The sequence below is a fragment of the Burkholderia sp. Bp8991 genome (assembly GCF_003853795.1).
GTDB lineage: Bacteria > Pseudomonadota > Gammaproteobacteria > Burkholderiales > Burkholderiaceae > Burkholderia.
Window position 1 is genome coordinate 1 of record NZ_QTQJ01000004.1, and the last position, 17,179, is coordinate 17,179.

General features: G+C 68.8%; 20 protein-coding genes. 10 read left to right on the forward strand and 10 right to left on the reverse strand.

The genetic code is table 11. From position 1 onward, the window contains the following. The 7 genes from DIE02_RS05405 to DIE02_RS05435 all read left to right on the forward strand — a co-directional run. The coding region (locus DIE02_RS05405) for a DUF2589 domain-containing protein (protein WP_260441487.1) at positions 1-808 on the forward strand (808 nt) is incomplete at its 5' end. After that, entirely contained in the window at positions 792-1,238 is a 447-nt protein-coding gene (locus DIE02_RS05410) for a lysozyme (RefSeq protein WP_044848970.1), read from the forward strand. The genes DIE02_RS05405 and DIE02_RS05410, both read left to right, overlap by 17 nt. A 166-nt stretch (positions 1,239-1,404) precedes the next feature. Next, a complete protein-coding gene (locus DIE02_RS05415) occupies positions 1,405-2,547 on the forward strand; it encodes a poly(3-hydroxybutyrate) depolymerase (protein ID WP_124485341.1) in 1,143 nt (380 codons plus the stop codon). Positions 2,548-2,602: 55 nt separating this feature from the next. Then, complete coding sequence (locus tag DIE02_RS05420) at positions 2,603-3,145, forward strand: hypothetical protein (protein WP_124485340.1); 543 nt, start codon at positions 2,603-2,605, stop codon at positions 3,143-3,145. Next, entirely contained in the window at positions 3,142-3,762 is a 621-nt protein-coding gene (locus tag DIE02_RS05425; protein WP_124485339.1) for a hypothetical protein, read from the forward strand. Before DIE02_RS05420 ends, DIE02_RS05425 begins: the two co-directional genes overlap by 4 nt. A 111-nt stretch (positions 3,763-3,873) precedes the next feature. Continuing rightward, positions 3,874-4,491: a hypothetical protein gene (locus DIE02_RS05430; protein ID WP_044848966.1), complete on the forward strand. Its 618-nt coding sequence runs from the start codon at positions 3,874-3,876 to the stop codon at positions 4,489-4,491. Between the two features lie 70 nt (positions 4,492-4,561). Then, positions 4,562-5,179, forward strand: a complete 618-nt coding sequence (locus DIE02_RS05435) for a hypothetical protein (RefSeq protein WP_044848965.1) — start codon at positions 4,562-4,564, stop codon at positions 5,177-5,179. 67 nt (positions 5,180-5,246) lie between these two features. Here the strand turns inward: DIE02_RS05435 and DIE02_RS05440 are convergent, their stop codons facing one another. After that, positions 5,247-6,134: a DMT family transporter gene (locus DIE02_RS05440; protein WP_124485338.1), complete on the reverse strand. Its 888-nt coding sequence runs from the start codon at positions 6,132-6,134 to the stop codon at positions 5,247-5,249. 126 nt (positions 6,135-6,260) lie between these two features. Between DIE02_RS05440 and DIE02_RS05445 the strand changes: the two genes are divergently transcribed. Further along, positions 6,261-7,739: a PLP-dependent aminotransferase family protein gene (locus DIE02_RS05445; protein ID WP_124485337.1), complete on the forward strand. Its 1,479-nt coding sequence runs from the start codon at positions 6,261-6,263 to the stop codon at positions 7,737-7,739. A 15-nt stretch (positions 7,740-7,754) separates the two neighbouring features. Here DIE02_RS05445 and DIE02_RS05450 read toward each other — a convergent pair whose 3' ends face one another. Beyond that, complete coding sequence (locus DIE02_RS05450; protein WP_124485405.1) at positions 7,755-8,663, reverse strand: LysR family transcriptional regulator; 909 nt, start codon at positions 8,661-8,663, stop codon at positions 7,755-7,757. A 177-nt stretch (positions 8,664-8,840) separates the two neighbouring features. On the opposite strand from DIE02_RS05450, the gene DIE02_RS05455 reads away from it, so the two are divergent. After that, positions 8,841-9,707 (forward strand): NmrA family NAD(P)-binding protein, encoded by an 867-nt coding sequence (locus DIE02_RS05455; RefSeq protein WP_124485336.1) that lies wholly within the window; start codon positions 8,841-8,843, stop codon positions 9,705-9,707. Between the two features lie 52 nt (positions 9,708-9,759). On the opposite strand, the gene DIE02_RS05460 is transcribed toward DIE02_RS05455, so the two are convergent. Further along, entirely contained in the window at positions 9,760-11,193 is a 1,434-nt protein-coding gene (locus DIE02_RS05460; RefSeq protein ID WP_124485335.1) for a nicotinate phosphoribosyltransferase, read from the reverse strand. A gap of 74 nt (positions 11,194-11,267) precedes the next feature. After that, a complete protein-coding gene (locus tag DIE02_RS05465; protein WP_124485334.1) occupies positions 11,268-12,308 on the reverse strand; it encodes a bifunctional nicotinamide-nucleotide adenylyltransferase/Nudix hydroxylase in 1,041 nt (346 codons plus the stop codon). A 184-nt stretch (positions 12,309-12,492) separates the two neighbouring features. Here DIE02_RS05465 and DIE02_RS05470 point away from each other — a divergent pair, with 184 nt between their 5' ends. Next, positions 12,493-12,945 carry a type II toxin-antitoxin system RatA family toxin gene (locus DIE02_RS05470; protein WP_124485333.1) on the forward strand — a complete coding sequence of 151 codons (453 nt, stop codon included), beginning with the start codon at positions 12,493-12,495 and terminating at the stop codon, positions 12,943-12,945. A gap of 18 nt (positions 12,946-12,963) precedes the next feature. Here the strand turns inward: DIE02_RS05470 and DIE02_RS05475 are convergent, their stop codons facing one another. The 6 genes from DIE02_RS05475 to DIE02_RS05495 form a co-directional block, all read right to left on the reverse strand. Next, a complete protein-coding gene (locus DIE02_RS05475; protein WP_124485332.1) occupies positions 12,964-13,560 on the reverse strand; it encodes a DJ-1/PfpI family protein in 597 nt (198 codons plus the stop codon). 103 nt (positions 13,561-13,663) lie between these two features. Further along, positions 13,664-14,041 carry an adenosylmethionine decarboxylase gene (gene speD / locus DIE02_RS05480; protein ID WP_124485331.1) on the reverse strand — a complete coding sequence of 126 codons (378 nt, stop codon included), beginning with the start codon at positions 14,039-14,041 and terminating at the stop codon, positions 13,664-13,666. Further along, complete coding sequence (locus DIE02_RS35420; RefSeq protein ID WP_170296473.1) at positions 14,038-14,184, reverse strand: hypothetical protein; 147 nt, start codon at positions 14,182-14,184, stop codon at positions 14,038-14,040. Before DIE02_RS35420 ends, speD begins: the two co-directional genes overlap by 4 nt. Next, on the reverse strand, positions 14,184-15,704 hold the full coding sequence (locus tag DIE02_RS05485) for a DUF4178 domain-containing protein (protein ID WP_124485330.1): 1,521 nt from the start codon (positions 15,702-15,704) through the stop codon (positions 14,184-14,186). The genes DIE02_RS35420 and DIE02_RS05485 overlap by 1 nt, the downstream gene beginning before the upstream one ends. A 9-nt stretch (positions 15,705-15,713) precedes the next feature. Beyond that, positions 15,714-16,766: an SPFH domain-containing protein gene (locus DIE02_RS05490; RefSeq protein ID WP_124485329.1), complete on the reverse strand. Its 1,053-nt coding sequence runs from the start codon at positions 16,764-16,766 to the stop codon at positions 15,714-15,716. Between the two features lie 26 nt (positions 16,767-16,792). After that, entirely contained in the window at positions 16,793-17,179 is a 387-nt protein-coding gene (locus DIE02_RS05495; RefSeq protein ID WP_014898735.1) for a DUF350 domain-containing protein, read from the reverse strand.

Consider the following 17,179-nt stretch of genomic DNA (forward strand, 5'->3'; position numbering starts at 1 on the left):
GCCGGCGGCGGCGGCGGCGGCGGCGGCAGGCGTCGATCCGGCGCGCCACGCGACGCCCGGTTCCGCCGGCTGGCCGGCCGGCGCCGCATCGGGCGCGAACGACGCCCCCACCGCCGCGCCCGGCGCATCGACCGGCGGCTTGTCGCCCGCCGCACCCGTGCCACCCGTGCCACCCGTGCCACCCGTGCCACCCGTACCACCCGCGCCACCCGTGCCGCCTACGCCGCCTACCCCACCCGCCCCGCCGCCTGGCGCCCCGGCCGACGACGAACGCCCGCCGCCGCGCGGCATCGCGCTCGACGAGATCGCACGCGGGATGCAGCACGCGGCCGCCGCCGCGAACCAGTTGCTCGCGCACCAGTACACCGCCGTGCTCGACCAGTTCTTCGATCTGCGCGACGACGGCCTGCTCGCGCCGCGCGAGGTCACGGTCGCACTCGACGCGGAGCACACGATGCCGGTGCCGCTCGTCGCGCTCGCCACGCCGCGCGGGCTCGCGCTCGACCGGATGGTCGTGCACCTGACCGTGCGCGGCGACTTCACCGAGGCGCTGCCGGCCGGCGGCATCTCGGGCAACGACGACCAGCGCGGCCGCTTCTACGTGACGTTCGCGCCGCGCTCGGAGAAGAAGGACGCCGCGCCGGGCAGTGCGCGGCAGCGCGACACCGAGCACATCGACATCGAAATGCAGTTCGCGGCGCTGCCGCCGCCCGAAGCGATCATGCGCGTGATCGACGAATACACGCATCGCCTGGTGCCGCGCGCACGGCCGGGCAGCAAGGAGAACGACGATGGCGAACCAGCCTGAACGCACCGGCGAGCAAGGCATCGCGCTGATCAAGCAGTTCGAGGGGCTGCGGCTCGCGCGCTATCTCGACGCGGTCGGCAAGCCGACGATCGGCTACGGGCACCTGATCCTGCCGAACGAGCGCTTCACGCGCCCGCTGACGCCGGCCGAAGCGGAGGCGCTGCTGCGGCATGACCTGCGCGGCGCCGAGCTGAACCTGCGCAAGCTGTTGCGCGTGCCGGTCACGCAGCAGCAGTTCGATGCGCTGATGTCGTTCGTCTTCAACCTCGGCGCCGGACGGCTGCGCTCGTCGACCTTGCTGCGCTACCTGAACGCCGGCGCGAGCGCGCGGGCGGCCGACCAGTTCCTCGTCTGGAACAAGGCCGGCGGCAAGCCGCTCGCGGGCCTCACGAAGCGCCGCCGGGCCGAGCGCGCGCTGTTTCTGTCGTGAGCGCCGTGACGCCGCACCGGCCGAACGTCACGGGTCGTCGTGCGTGTCGTTCGCGCCATTTCGCAGCGCGTCGGCTGCCCGTAAGCTGAAACCGTCGCTGAAGTCTTGCTGCATCCATACCGTTACAACCCTTGTCATTCACCACTCGTCACGACAGGAGCCCCGCATGAACGTCACCCGCTCGCCCGGCCGCACGACGCTGCCCCGCACCACCGCCTCGCACGTAGTGCGCCGCGCGCTGGGCGCCGCTTGCGCCGCCGTCACCGCCACCGTTACCGTTGCCGTTGCCGCCCTGGCTGCGCTCGCGCCGCACGCCGCGCTCGCCGCCCCCGCCGATCCGTTGCCCGCATACGGCGCCGACCTGCAGCGCACGTCGGTGTCGGGGCTGTCGTCCGGCGGCTTCATGGCCGCGCAGTTCGACGTCGCGTTCTCGAGCCGGCTGATCGGCGCGGGCATCGTCGCGGGCGGGCCGTTCTATTGCGCGGGCGCGAACGCGCTGATCCCGCCGGCGGTGGCCGCGACCACGCTGTGCATGCAGCCGATCGGCCCCGCGCCCTCCGCGGCCGACGCATGGCGCGCCGCGCGCACGTTCGCGCAGCGCGACGAGATCGACGATCCGGCCAACCTGCGCGGCCAACGCATCTACGTGTTCAGCGGGGCGAAGGATACGGTGGTGTTCACGCGCGTCGTCGACCAGACCGTGCGCTTCTACACGCTCGCGCAGGTTCCGGCCGCGAACCTTCAGTATCGCCAATCGCCGGACGCCGGGCATGCGTTCATCACGAACCGCCCCGAGGACAACGCGTGCAGTGCGAACGCGAGCCCGTATATCGACAACTGCGGCTTTCAACAGGCGCACGACATCGTGCGCTGGATCTACGGCACGCCCGACAAGCCGCTCAACGCGCCCGCCGCGCAGGCTGGCGGCAAGCTGCTGGCGTTCGACCAGCGCGCGTTCGATCCGCAGCGCCGCGCGTCGCTCGGCGATACGGGCTACGCGTACGTGCCGGCCGATTGCGAACGCGCGACCTGCGCGGTGCACGTGGTGTTCCACGGCTGCGTGCAGAACGTCGCGACCGTCGGCGAGCGGATGATTCGCGGCGTCGGCTACAACGAGATCGCCGACACGAACCGGCTGATCGTGCTGTATCCGCAGGTCGAGAAATCGGCCGTCAATCCGCTCGGCTGCTGGGATTTCTGGGGCTATACGAGCACCGATCCGCTCCAACCCGGCTTCTACCGCCGCGACGCGCCGCAGATGGCCGCCGTGATGCAGATGGTGCAGCGCCTCGGCGCCGCGCGTCGGTAATCCGCGTAGCGGCTGCCGTCGCGCCGTCATCGCTCCTTCTTCACGAGGAATCGCCATGTTCTCCACGTTCATCGCCCAATGGGAACGCGCGCACGCCGACGCGCTCCAGCTGTTCGGCAAGCTCGCCGCGCAGACGACCGGCACCGGCGGCACGTCCGCCAGCCCCGCGTGGCGCGCGTTCGCGCACACCGCGCTGCTCGCCGGCCATCGCTACACGGATGCATGCCAGGCCGCGACCGACGCATTGTGGCGCGGCCAGCTCGAACGGTTCGGGCTCGGCAGTTCGGCCGCCGCGGTCAAGGAGCTGGCGGCCCTGAACGCGGATCTCGCGACGCGCTTCACGCAGAGCCACCTCCAGCACGCGGGCGCGATGGCCGACGCGGCCGCGCAATACCTCGACCATCTCGGCCGCACGCGCGGCCCGGCCGATGCCGCGATGGCGCTCGGGCGCTTCGCCGGCGACCTGCAGGCGCAGGCGCGTGCGCATGCGCTGCACGTCGCGTCGCTCGCGAACGGCGTCGCGCCCGCGCTCGCGCAGTGGGCCGACCGCACGCTGCGCGACGAACGCGGCACGCCGGATGAGGAGCAAGCATCATGAACATCAAGCTCCGCTTCGTGAACCGCTCGAACGACTGCGGCAACAGCGAGGTCGTGCTGTTCCAGCGCGACGTGATCCCCGATCTGGATACGTTCGCGATCGCGTGGAAGGTGATCCGTCATTGCGGACGCGACTGCTTCCATCCGTTCGACTACTCGACCGACATCGACGTCGCGCTCGGCGACGAGCACGGCAACTTCTCGCCGCGCGTCACGGCGCCCGCCGGCGTGCGCTTCGTGATCGACGCGCAGCCGACCGGACGCGGCCGGCTCGTGCCCGACCCGGCCGACGCGCCGGGCGGCGACATCGAAGTCGTCAATCGGCTGCGGCGCGGCGCCGTGAACGTCAACGCGTTCAGCGCGGGCCGGCTGATCGCGGTGAAGGAAGCGGTCGCGCCCGGGCAGAAGGCGGTGTTCCGCTTCACGCCGACGCTGTGGATCGGCGTGGCGTCGCAGATACAGGAAAGCCGCGCACTGCACGCGGCGGTGATGTCGAGCGCGAACACGATGCTGGCGCTGGCGGGCGTAGCCGCGGCCGACATCGTGATGACGGGCGGCGGCACCGGCACCGACGCGCAGCCGTTCGCGTTCGCGCTCGAACACATCGTGCGCGCGTAGTGCCGCCCGACACGGCTTGAACCGGCTTGACGGCACGGCTTCGCGGCCGGGCCGGCGGGAAAGGTGTGCGGCAGACCGACTGCCGTTTTTTCAAACTCAAGGAGCAACGACGTGGATATCCAACTGAACCTGATCAACCGCTCGAACGACGCCAACAACTCGAGCGTCGTGATTTTCCAGAAGAACGTGGCGACCGACTTCGACGAACTCGCGATCGCGTGGAAGGTGATCCGCAATTGCGGCCAGGGCGACAACCATCCGTTCAAGTTCCCGATGACGATGAGCGTGAGCGCGAGCGACAGCTGGGGCAACTACATGCCGCAGCAGGTCGCGGCGAACGGCCAGGTGTTCCAGGTCGTGCGCTCCAGCTCGGGCGACGTGCTGCAGCTCGGCGGCGACCCGGGCGCGAGCTCCGAGGTGCAGGTGCGCAACGACCTGCCGGCTGGCGCGATCAACGCGACGATCTACAAGGACGGCAACGCGCTCGCGCGCAAGACCTCCGTCGCGCCGGGCCAGAAGGCGGTGTTCCAGTTCAAGCCGACGATCTGGATCGGTGTCGCGTCGCAGATCGAACAGGGCGCGCTGATGAATTCCGCGGTGATCTCCGACATCAACACGGAACTGTCGCTGCTCGGCATCGCGAGCGCCGACATCGTGATGACCGGCGGCGGCCCCGGCCCGCGCTCGACGCCGTTCACGTTCCGGCTGGAAAACGTGGTGATGGCGTAACGGTCCGTGCGCCGGCGATGCACGGCCGGCGCCCTTTCAATCAGTTATCCGAATCGAATCAAGGTGACTCATGGACATCAATCTCAACTTCGTCAACCTGTCGAACGACGTCAACAACAGCCAGATCGTGATCTTCCAGAAGAACGTGTCCACGGACTTCGACGAGCTCGCGATCGCGTGGAAGGTCATCACCAACTGCGGGCGCGGCGACAACCATCCGTTCGTGTTCCCGTTGTTGACGACCGTCTCCGCGAGCGATGCCGACGGCAACTACATGCCGCAGAAGCGCGCGGACAACGGACAGGTCTTCAACGTGTCGCGCTCGACGTCGGGCAACGTGCTCGCGCTCGCCGGCCCCGCCCCGACGTCGCGCGAGATCCAGCTGCGCAACGACCTGAGCCAGGGAGCGATCACCGCGTCGGTTTTCAAGGACAACCGGCTGCTCGCGCACAAGACGGGGATCGTGCCGGGCCAGAAGGCCGTGTTCGAGTTCAAGCCGACGCTGTGGATCGGCACCGCGTCGCAGATCGAACAGGGCGCGGTGATGAATTCGGCCGTGCTGTCCGACATCAACACCGAACTGTCGCTGCTCGGCATCAAGAGCGCCGACATCGTGATGACGGGCGGCGGTGGCGGCACGACCGCGACCGCGTACCAGTTCCGGCTCGCGAACGTGGTGATGGGGTAAACGGCGCACGCGCGACGGCGCACGGGCGGCCCCCGTCACGTCGTCGCGCGAGCGCTCCTTGCGTGAATCAGCCCGCGCGCCGCACCGGCGCCATCTTCGAGAAATACTTCGCACCGGCCACGCAGCCGACGACCACGACCGTCACGACGAGCATCGACGGCGGCACCGTCTCGTGCAGCAGCCCGGCCGCGAGCAGGAAACCGAAGAACGGCTGCAGCAGCTGCAACTGGCCGACGCCCGCGATCCCGCCGAGCGCGAGGCCGCGATACCAGAACACGAAGCCGATCAGCATGCTGAACAGCGACACGTATGCGAGCCCCCACAGCGCGGCGGCGTCGACGCCGTCGAACGTCGCGGGCCACGTGAACCACGTGAGCGGCAGCATCACCGGCAGCGACAGCACGAGCGCCCACGAGATCACCTGCCAGCCGCCGAGCTGGCGCGACAGTCGCGCGCCTTCCGCATAGCCGAGCCCGCACGCGACGATCGCGGCCAGCATCAACGCATCGCCCGCCACCGACGCTCGACCGCCGTTGCGCAGCGCGAACGCGGCCACCGCGCCGCTGCCGACCAGCGAGAAGACCCAGAACGGCAGCCGCGGCCGTTCGCCGCCGCGCCAGACGCCGAACAGCGCGGTCGCGAGCGGCAGCAGCCCGACGAACACGATCGCATGCGCGGACGTCACGTGCTTGAGCGCGAGCGCGGTCAGCAGCGGAAAACCGACCACGACCCCGAGCGCGACGACGATGAGCGACGCGGTCTCGACACGCGTCGGCCGCTTCTGCTTCAGCGCGACGAGCAGGATCAGGCCGAGCACGCCGGCGATCGTCGCGCGCGCGAACGTGAGGAACAGCGGGTCGAGCCCCTGCACCGCGATGCGCGTCGCGGGCAGCGAGCCACTGAAGATGATCACGCCCAGCAGGCCGCTGAGCCATCCGTCGGTCGTCTTTTGCACGGGAAATCCTGGTCGGAACAAGGTGGATGACCGATGATCCGCCGCCCGCGAAAAGCGCGTAAGCTACAGCCCAATACAATTCGGACAAACTGTACTGGACAACCGGCCGTACAGTTCCCTCCCGCCATGAGCCTTTCCGTGCAAGCCCCTGCTCCGCCCGCGCCGTCGCGCACGCGCGTGGAAACCGTGATGGATACGCTGCGCGCGCGGATCGCGAGCCGCGCGCTGATGCCCGGCGCGCGCGTGCCGTCGATCCGGATGATGGCCGACGCGCTGCACGTGTCGAAATCGACCGTCGTCGATGCGTACGAGCGGCTCGCGAGCGAAGGCGTGCTCGTCGCACGGCGCGGCTCCGGCTTCTACGTGTCGGGCCATGCGCCGCCGCTTGCGCTCGCCGAACTCGGCCCGCGCCTCGATCGCGAACTCGATCCGCTGTGGCTGTCGCGCCAGTCGCTCGAGGCGGCGCCCGGCTCGGTGAAGCCCGGTTGCGGCTGGCTGCCGTCGTCGTGGCTGCCGGACGAGAGCCTGCGACGTGCGCTGCGTGCGGTGTCGCGCGACGAACCCGACGCGCTGACCGACTACGCGACACCGCTCGGGCTGCCCGCGTTGCGCCAGCAACTCGCGTGGCGGCTCGCGCAGCACGGCGTCCATGCGGAGCCCGCGCAGATCATGCTGACCGACGGCGGCACGCACGCGCTCGATCTCGTGTGCCGGCTGCTGCTGGAGCCGGGCGACACCGTCGTGCTCGACGATCCTTGCTACTTCAACTTCCAGGCGCTGCTGCGCGCGCATCGCGCACGGATCGTCAGCGTGCCGTACACGCCGAACGGCCCCGATCTCGCGCGCTTCGAGCAGGTGCTCGCCGAACACCGCCCGCGCCTGTACATCACGAACGCGGCGCTGCACAACCCGACCGGCGCGACGCTCGCGCCGCCGGTCGCGCACCGGTTGCTCACGCTCGCGGCCGAGCACGGCCTGCTGATCGTCGAGGACGACATCTTCGCGGATTTCGAAAGCACGCCCGCGCCGCGCCTCGCGGCATTCGACGGGCTCTCGCGCGTCGTGTCGATCGGCAGCTTCTCGAAGACGCTGTCGGCCGCGATCCGCTGCGGCTATATCGCCGCGCGCCCCGAATGGATCGACGCGCTCGTCGACCTGAAGCTCGCGACGTCGTTCGGCAATGCGCAGATCGGCGCGAACGTCGTGCACCGGCTGCTGGTCGACGGCACCTACCGGCGCCATCTCGACGGCCTCCGTATGCAGTTGGCCGATGCGATGGGCGAAACGATCCGGCGGCTCGCGCGCGCCGGGCTCGGGATCTGGACGGAACCGCGCGGTGGGTTGTTCGTGTGGGCCGAGCTGCCCGACGGGCTCGATGCCGCGCGCGTCGCGCGCCATGCGCTCGACCACGATGTGGTGCTCGCGCCGGGCAACGTGTTCAGTGCGTCGCACGGCGCGACGTCGTTCATGCGCTTCAACGTGTCGCGCTGCAAGGGGCCGGCGGTGTTCGATGCGCTCGGGCGGGCGATGGAGGCGGCGCGGATGTCGGAGCACGCGATCGCGCAACCGGACACGAACGGGCGCGCGCTCGCCGGCGAACGTTGACGGCGGGCGATCGCGCTATTTGCCGGTCGCCACGATTTCCGCGACGAAATCGACGAATGCCCGCACCTTCGCGGGCGGCAGGTGACGCGACGGATAGTAGGCAAACAGCGGAAATGCCTCGCCGCGCCAATCCGCGAGCAGCTCGACGAGCCGCCCCTGCTCGATCAAGCCCGCTACCCCGCTCGCCTTGAAGCGTGCGATGCCCACACCGGCCAGACATGCACCGAGCATCGTGCCGGCGTCGTTGACGAGCAGCCTGCCCGTCGTCCTGACCGGCACGCGCTTGCGGCCGAGCTGATAGATCCATTCGAGCGGCTGGCCGGTCAGCGTGTTGCGCATCTGGATGCACGCATGGCCCGCGAGATCGCCCGGCGCCGCAGGACGCCCGTGCCGTTTCACGTAGGCGGGCGCGGCGACCGTCACCGCGCGCGTCTCCAGCAATTTGCGCGCCACCAGCGACGACGACGGCGGCTCGCCGAACCGCACCGCAACGTCGAATCCGTCGGCTACCAGATCGCCGAGCTGCTCGCGCGCGGCCAGTTCCAGCGACAGATCGGGATGGCGTGCAAGCAACGCCGGAAGGTGCGGCGCCAGCACCCGCCGCGAGAAATACGCGTCGACGTTCACGCGCAATCTGCCGCGCACGGCGGCGGCCGAGCCGGCGGCCAGCGTCACCGCATCGCCGATGCCCGCGAGCAGCGGACCGATCTCTTCGTACAGGCGGCGCCCTTCGTCCGTCAGCGTGACCGAGCGCGTCGTGCGATCGAGCAGCCGCACGCCGACGCGCGCCTCGAGCCGGCCCACGGCCCGGCTGACGCCGGACGGCGACAAGCCGAGTGCGTCAGCCGCGCGCGCGAAGCTGCCGCTTTCGACGATCGCGGCCAGCACGCCCACGTTCGCCAGAATCCGCCCGTCGATCCCCAGGATTTCATTCATGACAAACAATCACCAATCAAATGACATGGATTCGATTCCATCAGGAATCGTCGCCTCCTATCATGCAACCCGATGCATCGCGACGGCAAGCCCGAACGCGGCATGCAGTTCCGGCGCCCGCATCTTTCGGCGCGCCCGCTCCCTTCTCGATGAGGATTCCAAACCATGTATGCCATTACCGGTATCACCGGACAGGTCGGCGGCGCGCTCGCCCGAACGCTGCTCGCGGCCGGCCGGCCCGTGCGCGCCGTCGCGCGCACCGCGGATCGCGCTGCGCCGTGGGTCGCGCGCGGCTGCGATGTTGCACTTGCCGAGATGACCGACACCGCCGCGCTGACGACGGCCTTCTCGAACACGGAAGGCGTCTTCGTCCTGCTGCCGCCATGCTTCGATCCGTCGCCGGGATTCCCCGAAACGCGCGCCGTCATCGATGCCGTCGGTGCGGCATTGCGCGCCGCTCGGCCACGCAAGGTCGTCTGTCTGTCGACGATCGGCGCGCAGGCGACGCAGGTGAATCTGCTGACGCAACTGACGATGATCGAACAGGCGTTCGACGACTTGCCGATACCCGTCACGTTCCTGCGCCCCGCGTGGTTCCTCGAAAATGCCGCGTGGGACGTAGCAACCGCACGCGACGCCGGCGTCATCTACAGCTTTCTCCAGCCGCTCGACAAGCCGGTGCCGATGGTCGCAACCGAAGACGTCGGCCGGACGGCGGCCGCGCTGCTACAGGACGAATGGACCGGCGCACGCATCGTCGAACTCGAAGGGCCCCGGCGGGTCAGCCCGAACGACCTCGCGAACGCGTTCACCCGCGTGTTCGGGCACCCGGTGCGTGCCGAAGCCGTGCCGCGCAGCACGTGGGCGGCGCTGTTCGATGCGCAGCGGATGCGCCACCCCGAGCCGCGCATGCGCATGCTCGACGGCTTCAACGAGGGCTGGATCGACTTCGAGTCGGCGCGCGCGGATGTCGTTCGAGGAGAAATCGACGCGGACGCCGTGCTGCACGCCCTCGTCGCCCGCGTCGCCTGAGCGCGACCGGGGCGGCGGCTGACGTTGCCACGCCGCCGCCCCGGTGGCTCGATCACGCCTCCCCTGCGTGCGCCCTCGCCCGCACCTCGGCGAACGTCGTATCGACCAGCATTTTCCCGGTATCGAACACCGTTTCGAGCGCGTCATACCACTCGCCTTCCAGCGCGCGATCGTCCCACGCGACCGGCAGCGTCACCGTCCGGTATTCTCCCGTGCGCCGATTGCGCAGCAACGTGAGCCGGCCCTGCTTCGAGCGCTTGCCCGGATCGGTAACCGGATCCTTGCTCACGCCGTGCCACACGTCGCCGCGCCGGATCGCCGAGCACTTCATCGCGAAGCGCTGCGTGTCGCGATTCACCTGCTGCAGCAGCGCGCCGCCCATCCCGAACACGACGTTGCCGGCCGCATAACCCGCGTCGTCGAGTGCGGAAAGGATCGCGTCGATCGACAGCTCGTCGACGCCGTCGCCCTGGATCACGCGCACGCGGTTCAGCACGCGCCGCCCCTTGCCGTTTACGGTCGAGCCGAACGAAGCATCGAGCGCGCGCACGGTCTGCAGCACGATCTTCACCGGGTCGCCCGAATCGGGACGCACGACGAGCGTCGCGCCCGAATCGATCACCGCCTGGCGCAGCGGGCCACCCCACAGTTCAAGCGCGGCGAACAGATCATAGGAGTCCGACACGACCGACACGATCGCGCCCGGCAAACCGAAGCGAGCGATCATGTTCCGGTACGCATCGGCTTCGTGCTCACGCCCCCACGACGTGATCGTGCTGTGCTCGGCCGCGGGCACCGAGTACGCGGCCATCGGCTCGCGATAGAAGCGGTTCGCGGCCAGCACGCCGAGCACCGTGTCCGAACCCATGAAGCTCACGAGGTGTGCCGCGCCGCCGATCGCGGCCGACTCCGCGCTCGATACGCCGCGCGCGCCGAAGTCGTGCAGCTTGAACGGCAGCTGCGCGAGATCGTCGTCGGTCTTCTCGAGAAAGCGGCGGATCGTCTGCCGCAGGTGCCAGCTGCGCGTCGCGACCGTCACCGGGTACCACACGCGCAGCAGCATCGTCTCCAGATACGACGCGAGCCAGAACACCTTCGGGTCGTCGCATTCGACGGTCATCAGCACGTTGTGCACGGGCACGATCGAACCTTCGGGCACCGCGCGGATCCTCACGGGCAGGTAGCCGTCGTAGTGCTCGACGACATGGCGCCAGCCGTCCTCGTTGAACGGCTCGCCGTGCACCGCGAAGAAATCGCGCGCGTCGTCGATCATCGCGTGCGTGACCGGCCGGCACAGATAGTCCTTCAGCAACATCTGCAGGCCGAAGAACAGCGTGCGGTCATAGCGGCCGCCGCGCGACTCGACGTACGAGAACATCGCCTGCGCGTCGGGCGGGTATTGCAGGAAGTGGGAAGCCTTGTACGAATCCGTGTTGAGGATCGGATTGGCGAGAACCGCGGCAAAGCCGCCGGGATCGTTTTGCATGGCTAGAGCTCCTCTAGGCCGTTGAAGTGCCGCCGCGTCTGTCGCGGCGGACCGGAATCCGGGGAATCAGCGTGTCACAGCTTCCCCAGGAAGTGATACGCGATCTCGAAGTGATCCTCGAACATCACGTTGCGCATCTGCGCGAATTCGTTGAGCGGCACCCAGCGCGCCTTGTCGGCGTCGTCGCTGCCCTTCACACGCGGCAACTCGCCGGTCGGGAAGTTGAACAGGCACGCATGCGTGATCGTGCGGCCGCGCAGCGAGCGGGTCGGATGGTCGAATACCTGGCGATCCTTGATCGAGCCGCGCAGCACGGGCTCCGGCAGCTTCAGGCCGGTCTCCTCGCGCAGTTCGCGGATGCAGGCCGCGTCGAGCCGTTCGTCCTGGTTCACGAACCCGCCCGGCAGCGCCCACAGGCCGCGGCCCGGTTCGCTGCGCCGGCGCACGAGCAGGAGATGGCCCGAGTGCACGACCACCGCGTCGACCGTCACGAACGTGACCGGATACGGTGCGGCCGACCACGCCTTGCGATAGCCGGCGATGAATTCGGCCTCGGCCTTCAGCTGCGCGAATGCCGGCTGCGTGCGAAAGCGTTCGAGCCAGCCGAACACCGGTTCCGGCACGGCCCATTGCACGAAGCTGTTGGTGCGTTCGGCGAAGTACTGATCGCGGATTTCGGTGGCGGAGATGTCTTCGGTCGCATCGACGTCGACGAGTTCCCATTGCGGGAACATCCGCAGGTAATACGACGTGGCGTCCTTCTCGTGGCCGATCAGCCCGACCCTGCGCTGCGCGACCTCGCCGAGCGAGGCGGCCACGGCATCCTGCACCCAGCGCACCCAGTCGCCGTCGTTGTACGTCGAATCCTGCACGGGCGCGACCGTCACGCGCTCGCGCTCGGACGGCTCGAGCAGCGAAGCCAGCATCTGGCGGCGCTCGTCGAACGAGAACGGATCCTTGATGGTGCGGGGCTTGTCGGTCGATCCGATCAGCACGCATACGCGCTCGGCCCGGCTCAGTGCGGACTTCAGCACGTTCAGGTGACCACGATGCGGAGGCTGGAAACGACCAATGAAAACGAGCGCGTCGAAGCGCCGGTTCTGTTGCGTACTCATGAGGCTCCCTCAAGAGATTGAAACGCTTCGGGTCTTTCCCGAAGGCATGGAATCGATCGTAGGGGAATTCCCGGAGAAGGTCAATCGAGCGCGCGCTCGACTTGACGAAGTCTGAAGAATTGCGCGGCTTTGGCGGGTTACACTCGATTTCATCCCGATTACAGCGTTGCGCTTGCTACCCATCATGAGGATCTCAGTCAGCCGGATCGTCGGCGTCGATCGCAGACGCCTCTTCACGTGGTCGCAGGACTACGCGCGGCGGCTCGTGTGGGACAGCTTCCTTGCCGACGCGTATCTGCCCGACGGGATGACGGCCGACGTCGGCGTCGATGCGTTCTGCCGCAGCCAGTCGGGCGCGACGATGGTGTCGCGCTACATCTCGTACCGTCCGCCGCAGGTCGCGGCCGTCGAAATGGTCGACGGGCCGAAGGTGCTCGAACGCTTCAGCGGCAGCTGGAATTTCACCGAGCACACACCGGGCACGACCGAAGTGAAGTTCACGTATCACTTCCGTGCGCAGCCGTCCTGGCTGCGCTGGCTGCTCGAACCGCTGATCGGCGCGTTCTATCTCGTGCACACGCGCCGGCGTCTCGACTCGTTCAAGCGTTGGGCCGAAGCCGAAGCGCTGCCGCGCTGACGCGCGACGCCGCACGCATCAGAGGAACGGCGAAATGTTCGCGATCGCGCGCGCGACGTAATCGTCCTTCTCGCCCACCGGCGCGACATAGTGAATCGCACTGCGCGCGGCCTCGATGCCGGCCAGACGGGCGATGAACCACGCGGCCAGATACTGCGACGACAGGCACCCGCCGGCGGTCGCGACGTTCCCGCTGGCCACGAACGGCTGGTCGAGCACGGCCACGCCGGCTTCCTGCACCCACGGCTTCGTGGTCAGGTCGGTACACGCGGGGACATCGCCGAGCCAGCCCAGCTTCGCCAGCACGAGCGTGCCCGAGCACTGCGCGCCGAGCAACTGCCGCGCGGGGTCGAACTGCAATTGCGCCATCAACGCGGCATCGGCGACGACGTCGCGGGTCCGCACGCCGCTGCCCACCAGCACGGCGTCCGCGTCGCGGGCGTCCTGCAGCGACGCTTGCGCGTCGATCGTCACGCCGTTCATCGAGCGCACGCGGGCGGTCGGGCTCGCGATCGACACCCGCCAACCCGGCTGCCTGACCCGGTTGAGAATCCCGAGCGCGATCAGCGAATCGAGTTCGTTGAAACCGTCGAAGGTCAGGATGGCGATGTGCATGGGGACCTCTGCGTGGGGACGTCGTACCGCACGATCATAAGCGGTTCGCGAAATCGGTGCAGCGCGTCGTCGCATGCGCGACCACCGCTGTCGCCCCGGTCGCTCATGCGACGCCGCGCGCCACCTGCTGCCGGACCTGCGCGTGCGTGCCGAGCGCGGCGGCGATCGCATCGACCGCCTCGGCGGCGCGCGCGGCACCGCACATGAACGCATCGACGGCCGCGAAGCCGTGCTCCGGCCACGTATGAATCGTGATGTGCGACTCCGCGAGCAGCACGACACCCGTCACCCCATGCTCACCGCCGAAGTGATGGAAATGCGCGCCGATCACGCGTGCGCCGGCCTGCTGCGCGGCGTCGGTGAGTATCGTCTCGAGCCGCGCGGCGTCGCGCAGCAGTGCCGCGTCGATGCCGGCGAGATCGGCCAGCACGTGCGAGCCGAGCGTCGCACGCGGCGCGGCGATACCGTCTCGTGCCGTCATTTGTGCGACCCGTACGACGAATAGCCGCTGCGCGCCGACGAACTGCCCCAGCCGCTGCCGCCCGAACCGCTGCCGCCGAGCGACGCGCAGCTGAACAGCGTGACGACGATCAGCCCGTAAAGTCCGTAGAGGATGTAACGCATTACGAGTTGCCCCCGTCGGACGCGAAGCCCTTCCACAGCCATTCCGGCAGCCACAGCACGAGCAGGCCGATCAGCACGTAGACGGAGCGGCCGCTGAACGAGAACAGCGAACCCAGGTTGAAGATCACGAGCATCGCGCTGAACACGATCGGCAGCGGTGCGAAGCTATGCGGCTGCTTCGCGCCGAACAGGCCCGTCGACGTCCCGGCGGAACCCGTTGCGGACGCAACCACTGCCGTCGCGAGCGCCGGCGTCGCGAAGCGTTCGGCCAGTGCGCCGGCCGACAACGGCCGCGCACGCGACCAGACGATTTCCGCGGCGCTGCGCTCGCGCGTGAGCTTGTCCTTCTGCCAGCCGTAGTCGGCGATCGACGTGCGGTCGCCGATCTGCACGCGCCAGTTGAACGCGCCGACCACGTACACGACTTCCGAGTCGTACGTCTCGCGCAGTCGATAGGTCTTGCCTTCGTCGGTGACGTCGGACTCGCCGCCGATCGTCGGCCAGTGATCGAGCACCTGCACGCGTTCCCAGCGCCCTTCGCTCTGCACGAGCCACAGGAAGCCGCGCTTCGGGTTCAGCAGCAGGTATTCGTCCCACGTCTCGTCGTCGCCCGGCACGCGGCAACGCATCATGCCGATCACCGTGTACTTCACGCCGTCGAACGTGCCGGTCGCACCGAGCTCAAGCGCGCCCTTCACCGCATCTAGCTTGCGCTGCGCGGCGAACACGGTCTGCTGCTCGGCCGTGCACTGCACGCCCGCGTGGCAGCTGCCGCACACGACGTAGTCGGCGAGGTTCGGTGCATACGACAGCGGCGCGCCGCAGCTCGGGCACGCGAACGGCACCATCTGCGCGCCCCGTTTCTCCCGCGTGTCGTTGTCGGTATCGCGCAGCCCCGTGAATGCGAGCGCGTCGAATTCCATCGCTTCGCCGCTGTAGACGGCCGGGCTCCCGCCGTTCGCGTCGGCGTCGGAATAGTCGTAAGTCGCGAATGCATTGCCGGTGCGCAGGTCGACGACGCGCGCTTCCCAGCCCGCATCGATGCGGAACGGCAACTCGCCGTCGCCGCCCGTGCAGCGCGCGGTACGCACGTCGGACACGAGATAGGCGCGGCCGCCGTGGTCGATCCGCATGCCCGGTTCGAGCGTGCCGAACGCGGGCCACGCGCCGCCCGACGCATCGTCGGGCTCGCGCACCGTGACCGCATACTGGCCCGACGCATCCGACAGCCAGCCGAACGCGCCGTCGTCGAACACGACGTACCACTCGCTCCACACGCCGGCGTCGTAGGTCATCTGGATGCGGCCGAGCACCGTGAACGTGCGCTTGCCGTAGCGCCCGGCCGTGCCGATCTGGATCGGCGACGCGTCGTCGAGCACCGTGGCCAGCTCGCCGATGCGCTCGACGTCGGCACCGCGCTTGAGCAGCGTGCTGCGACAGAACGCGCAGACGGCCATCACCGCCGCCGCCGAGCGAAACTCGACCGGCGCGCCGCACTGGGGGCACGAAGTACTGAACATGCGCGACGCTTACCGGGTGAGCTTCGCGAGGATGTCCGCCTTCGCGCGCGCATAGTCCTCTTCGGTGACGAGGCCCTTGTCGAGCAGCGCCTTCAGCTGTTCGAGGCGTTGCACGTAATCGGTCCCTTCGGCCGGTGCGGCCGGCTGCGCGGCGGCAACCGGTGCCGCGACGGGCGCGGGCGGTGCGGCCGGCGCCGGTTGCGCGGCGCCCGCGATCTGGCCGGCCATCGCCTGCCCGATCGCCGCGCCGGCCGCGAGCCCCGCGCCGACACCCGCGATGCCGCCCGGGTTCTGCGCGGCCAGCGGAATCGCCTGCGCCGTCTGGTATTGCGTCGCGCGGGCGAGATCGCCGGCCATCCCCGCGCCGATCCGCAGGTCGAGCGCCTTCTGCAACTCGGCCGGCAGCGACACGCTTTCGACCGCGAACGCATCGAGCGCGAGGCCGTAGCGCGTAAACACCGGCACCAGCGCCTCGGCGACGCGTTGCGACAGCAGCGTCTGGTTCGCGGCCATGTCGACGAACGGCACGTCGGCGGAACCGAACGTCGTGCTCATCGCGGTGACGACCAGGTTGCGCAGCTGCTGCTCGAGATCGTCGACCGAGTACTGCGCGCGCGTGCCGCTCACCTCGCGGTGGAACGCGGCCGCATCGACGATCCGGTACGAGTAGATGCCGAACGCGCGCAGCTGCACGAAGCCGAATTCGCGATCGCGGATCGTCACCGGCTGCGCGGTGCCCCAGCGCCGGCCGAGCTGCAGCCGCGTGCTGAAGAAGTAGACGTCCGACTTGAAAGGAGATTGAAAGAACTTGTCCCAGTTCTTCAGGTACGTGAGCACCGGCAGCGTGCGCGTTTCCAGCTTGTACAGCCCGGGCTGGAACACGTCGGCGACCTTGCCTTCGTTGACGAAGATCGCGACCTGCGTTTCGCGCACGGTCAGCTGGCCGCCGTACTGGATCTCCTGGTCTTCCATCGGATAGCGCCAGGCCAGCACGCCGTCGGTGTCTTCCGTCCATTGCAGGACGTCGATGAACTGCTTGCGGATAAACGAACCCAGACTCATGTCGGTCTCCCAGGACGCGTGGCGTGTCAGGTCAGGCAGGCGGCATTGATGATGCCGACGACGAGCGACGCGGTGCCCATCAGGCCACCCATCGCGACGTTGCGATCCTCGATCGCATGGTTCATGCCGGGAATCAGGCGGGTCAGCACCGCGTAGGTGACGAGCTGCACGGCCATTGCGCCGACGGCCCACAGCACGACTTCGCCGAGCGTCGAGTTGTGCGCGATGCTGGACGCGAGCGTCAGGCAGAAGCCGACCAGCGCGCCGCCGAACGACAGCGTCGCGGCCGCGTTGCCGTCGCGGATCAGGGCCAGTTCGTCGAACGGGGTGACCTTCAGGTACACTGCCGCGAACACGAAAAGCAGCACGAACGCCGACAGCAAATGAACCGCATAAAGATAGGCACTATTCAT

Coding starts and splice junctions, on each gene's coding strand:
- speD (WP_124485331.1), bottom strand. CDS start 14,041: ATGACGGCACGAGACGGTATCGCCGCGCCGCGTGCGACGCTCGGCTCG.
- DIE02_RS05435 (WP_044848965.1), top strand. CDS start 4,562: ATGGACATCAATCTCAACTTCGTCAACCTGTCGAACGACGTCAACAAC.
- DIE02_RS05425 (WP_124485339.1), top strand. CDS start 3,142: ATGAACATCAAGCTCCGCTTCGTGAACCGCTCGAACGACTGCGGCAAC.
- DIE02_RS05460 (WP_124485335.1), bottom strand. CDS start 11,193: ATGCAAAACGATCCCGGCGGCTTTGCCGCGGTTCTCGCCAATCCGATC.
- DIE02_RS05470 (WP_124485333.1), top strand. CDS start 12,493: ATGAGGATCTCAGTCAGCCGGATCGTCGGCGTCGATCGCAGACGCCTC.
- DIE02_RS05490 (WP_124485329.1), bottom strand. CDS start 16,766: ATGAGTCTGGGTTCGTTTATCCGCAAGCAGTTCATCGACGTCCTGCAA.
- DIE02_RS05410 (WP_044848970.1), top strand. CDS start 792: ATGGCGAACCAGCCTGAACGCACCGGCGAGCAAGGCATCGCGCTGATC.
- DIE02_RS05485 (WP_124485330.1), bottom strand. CDS start 15,704: ATGTTCAGTACTTCGTGCCCCCAGTGCGGCGCGCCGGTCGAGTTTCGC.
- DIE02_RS05475 (WP_124485332.1), bottom strand. CDS start 13,560: ATGCACATCGCCATCCTGACCTTCGACGGTTTCAACGAACTCGATTCG.
- DIE02_RS05415 (WP_124485341.1), top strand. CDS start 1,405: ATGAACGTCACCCGCTCGCCCGGCCGCACGACGCTGCCCCGCACCACC.
- DIE02_RS05420 (WP_124485340.1), top strand. CDS start 2,603: ATGTTCTCCACGTTCATCGCCCAATGGGAACGCGCGCACGCCGACGCG.
- DIE02_RS35420 (WP_170296473.1), bottom strand. CDS start 14,184: ATGCGTTACATCCTCTACGGACTTTACGGGCTGATCGTCGTCACGCTG.
- DIE02_RS05455 (WP_124485336.1), top strand. CDS start 8,841: ATGTATGCCATTACCGGTATCACCGGACAGGTCGGCGGCGCGCTCGCC.
- DIE02_RS05465 (WP_124485334.1), bottom strand. CDS start 12,308: ATGAGTACGCAACAGAACCGGCGCTTCGACGCGCTCGTTTTCATTGGT.
- DIE02_RS05445 (WP_124485337.1), top strand. CDS start 6,261: ATGAGCCTTTCCGTGCAAGCCCCTGCTCCGCCCGCGCCGTCGCGCACG.
- DIE02_RS05495 (WP_014898735.1), bottom strand. CDS start 17,179: ATGAATAGTGCCTATCTTTATGCGGTTCATTTGCTGTCGGCGTTCGTG.